At 50.7% G+C, this 3947-nt stretch carries 2 protein-coding genes; both read right to left on the reverse strand.

Features of this window, described 5'->3' with window-relative positions:
• Positions 1 to 79: 79 nt before the first annotated feature.
• Complete coding sequence (locus tag KDK16_RS09820; RefSeq protein WP_257275855.1) at positions 80 to 364, reverse strand: hypothetical protein; 285 nt, start codon at positions 362 to 364, stop codon at positions 80 to 82.
• A 49-nt stretch (positions 365 to 413) separates the two neighbouring features.
• Positions 414 to 3947: ATP-dependent RNA helicase HrpA (gene hrpA, locus KDK16_RS09825; RefSeq protein WP_257275856.1), on the reverse strand; the 3534-nt coding region annotated here is incomplete at its 5' end.

A 3947-nucleotide genomic window follows, 5' to 3' on the forward strand; every position in this document is an offset into this window, starting at 1 on the left:
TTGACGAAGAAGCAGGAATTTTTAGACCAATTTATTGCAACCGCAGTAGGACAGCTTTAAGTCCGACAGGCTGCTAGAACTAATAGCCCTCTTCTATAATGCTTTCATCCTCGTCAGAATCATCATTGTATTCGTCATCATCGTACTCTCTGTCTTCGACCTCATATTCGACCTCGCCTTCTGATTCAAAGTCCTGCTCCGGGTATGAAGTCGTTTCATTCTGATGCAGATCTTCTTCGCCGAAGTCGAACTGCGCAGAATCAGTATTATTCTGTTCTTCAAAAAGATCCATTTCGTTGGCAACAGTAAACCCGAGCCCCAGAATAGCCAAAATGAAAACAGCCCCCTTCAAAAGGTTTTTCATGGACATAGCCTCCCTGCCAATCCGTGTCACTATGAGTTAACGACTTTTATCAGATTTCCTGAACCTCTTGCCAGAGCTTCCTCAGACGTTTGTCGGATACCGGGAAACGGGTTCCCAGTTTCTGGGCAAATAGTGAGACGCGATACTCTTCCAGCATCCAGCGGTAAAGCATCAGGTTTTCATCCACCATTTTATGCTTCTCATGAATGGCTTTACGTTTTTCCCAAGCCTTAAAAAGGGTAGCCAGCTCCTCTGACCAGGCCCTGTCTTTGTTGACCTGGGCAGGCAGTTTCTCCTGTCTTACCTCAATGCCTTCGAGGAATCTTGGATAGTGCCTGAGCCACTCAATGCCGGCATCACAGAGAAAACCGGGATAGATCAGCTGACCCAGATGCTGTTTGATATCGGACAGTGAAAAAGCCCGGTCAAAGGATAGGTTGCCCTTCAGTTGTTTACTGATGTTGTGAGCTTTCTGAAAAATCTCAAACAGCAAGTTATCCACCTCTTGCGCAAAAGGCACCAGCTGGTCTTTTCGCTCTTCAATCAGAGCGTTGAAAGCTGCTTCATCTCTTGGCCCCTTATTGGCAGATGACAGGGCAGGATCACCAACAAACACCTCTGAAATGAGGAACGCCTGAAGATCCGCCTCCAGTACCCTGGCTTGCATGATGCCTGTGGCCAGCAGCTTCACCTGTTTCAGATGCGTCATTTTCGTCAAGGCAAACTTCAACTGGCTGGACAGTTTGAACTGCAACAGGCGAGTCACACCCATGCGGTGAGTGGCTTCAGCCATGGCCTTGTCTTCAAACAGTTTCACGGCCACTGAACTGTTCTGATCCACCAGAGCCGGATAGGTTTTAAGTACCAGACCACCCACTTTACGGGTTATTTCTTCCGGCAGCTCACCACAAGTCCAGTCTTTCAGGCCTTCCTGCTCCAATGAACTGTCCGTGAGTCTGCGCATACTGTCTTCAGACTCCCGACCAAACTGTTCTTTGAGTCTGGTCAGATCACGGCCCTGTCCAAGCAGCTTGCCGTTCTCATCCATCAGCCGGAAGTTCATCTGCAAATGATCGGGCAGATCATGGCTATCCCAGTGCTCATCCAGAATACGCACACCGGACATACGATGCAGGTGATGTCCCAGTATATCGGTCAGGGGTTCATCGCAGACAGACATAGACTCCATAGCGCCCCGAATATAATCCGGTACCGGGACAAAGTTTTTGCGCACCGCCTTGGGCAAGGCTCTGACCAGGGCGACACACTTGTCGTAAAGCATACCGGGCACCAGCCATTCCAACCGGTGTTTAGGCAACAATCTCAGAGCCTGTACCGGTAATGTCAGCGTCACCCCATCGTCCGGGGCACCTGGTTCAAAATGATACGACAGTGGTAGCTCCAGTCCGTCCCAGCGGAAACAATCCGGGTATTTGTTCTCAGTTACCTCACCTGCGTCGTGCCTCATCAGATACTCTTTGGTGAGGTACAACCGCTGAGCATCCTGTTTCTCAGCTTCCTTACGCCACTTTTCAAAACCCGCTCCGTTGTGGATATTGGCGGGCAGCTTTTCATCGTAGAACTGATAAAGGGTTTCCGGGTCTACCAGAATATCTCTGCGTCGAGACTTGGCTTCCAGTTCATCCACTTCCTGAATCAACGACAGGTTGTGGGACTGGAACTTGCCCTTTGACTGATAATGCCCCTCTACCAGAGCTTCCCGGATAAAAATCTCACGGGCTACCACGGGGTCAATAGCGCCATAACCGACCCGACGACGACCCACAATAATCAGGCCGTAAAGAGTCACCTGCTCAAACGCCAGCACCTGAGCTCTTTTCTTCTCCCAGTGGGGTTCAAAATAATTTTTTTTGACCAGATGACCCGCCAGCGGCTCAATCCACTGAGGCTCAATTTTGGCATTGGTGCGGGCAAACAGTCTGGAGGTTTCCACCAGCTCAGCCGTCATCAGCCACTTGGGCTTGCGCTTATTCAGTGTTGATGACGGGAAGATATAAAAGCGACGGTTACGCGCACCCAGATAATCCCCGTCATCGTCTTTGCTGCCCAGATGAGAAAGCAAACCCGCCAGCAGGGATTTATGAATATCCGCATAACTCGCTTCGTCATCATTCACTTTCAGACCGACCTCTTTACAGGCCAGCGCTAATTGCCGGTGCAGATCCCGCCACTCACGCATTCTCATAAACGACAGGAACTGCTGTTTGCAATATTTACGCAACTGGTTCTGGGACAGCTGCTGACGCTGCTCTTCATAGGTATTCCAGAGCTGAACCAGACTCATAAAATCCGAGTCGTCATGATAATGTTCACGGTGTCGCTGATCAGCAGCCTGCTTTTTCTCTGCCGGTCGCTCTCTTGGGTCTTGAATCGCCAGAGCACTGGTGATGACCAGCAATTCGCCAAGAGCACGGTTTTTATCGGCTTCCACCAGCATTCGGGCCATTCGGGGATCAACCGGCAATCTGGAAATCTGCTGACCGATGCGAGTCATACGACGTTTTTCGGTGACGGCACCCAGCTCCTGCAACAGCTTAAAACCATCGTTGATCGCCTTGGTATCCGGCGCATCGACAAAAGGAAAGGCAGCAATATCACCCAACCCCAACCGGAGCATCTGCAAAATAACCGCCGCCAGATTGGTTCTGAGAATTTCGGCATCGGTAAATTCAGGACGTCCCAGAAAGTCTTCTTCAGAATAAAGTCGGTAGCAAATACCTTCTGTTACACGACCACATCGACCTTTTCGCTGATTGGCCGAGGCCCGGGATATCGGCTCAATGGGTAGCCGTTGAACTTTCGAACGGACACTGTAACGGCTGATTCTTGCCGTACCCGGGTCAATAACGTAGCGAATCCCCGGTACGGTCAGGGAGGTTTCCGCTACGTTGGTGGACAGGATAACTCTTCGACCACCGCCATGAGGCTGAAAAATGCGGTTTTGTTCTGCCGCAGAAAGGCGGGCATAAAGAGGGAGAATCTCGGTATGAGCCAGCCGGGCGTCCTTGAGGAACTTGTTGGTTTCCCGGATTTCCCGCTCACCGCTGAGAAATACCAGCACATCCCCCAGACGTCCGCCATTGCCGGAACGTTCGAGCGCTTCTATATCTCGCAGACAGGACAATATGCCCTGCTGAGCCCTCAGGTCCGCATCCCGACCTTCCAGTTCCAGATCTTCCAGGGGGCGATAATTGACATCGACGGGATAGGTTCGGCCAGACACCTCAATGACAGGCGCATGATCAAAATGCTTTGAGAACCGCTCAACATCGATGGTGGCCGAAGTGATAATCAACTTCAAATCGGGTCTTTTGGGTAACAGAATTTTCAGATAACCCAGCAGGAAATCAATATTCAGGCTGCGCTCATGGGCTTCATCAATAATGAGGGTATCGTAGCGGTTGAGGAAACGATCATTCTGAATCTCTGCCAGCAAAATACCATCGGTCATCAGTTTAATCAGGGTATTCTGATTGCCATGATCAGTGAATCGAACCTGGTAGCCTACCTGTTCACCCACAGGCACTTTCAGCTCCTGCGCTATCCGGCTGGCGCCTGAACG

This window comes from Endozoicomonas sp. SESOKO4 (assembly GCF_024606275.1).

What these genes read in the sequence shown, in the direction of transcription:
- KDK16_RS09820 (WP_257275855.1), bottom strand. Translation starts at nt 364, where the DNA reads ATGAAAAACCTTTTGAAGGGGGCTGTTTTCATTTTGGCTATTCTGGGG.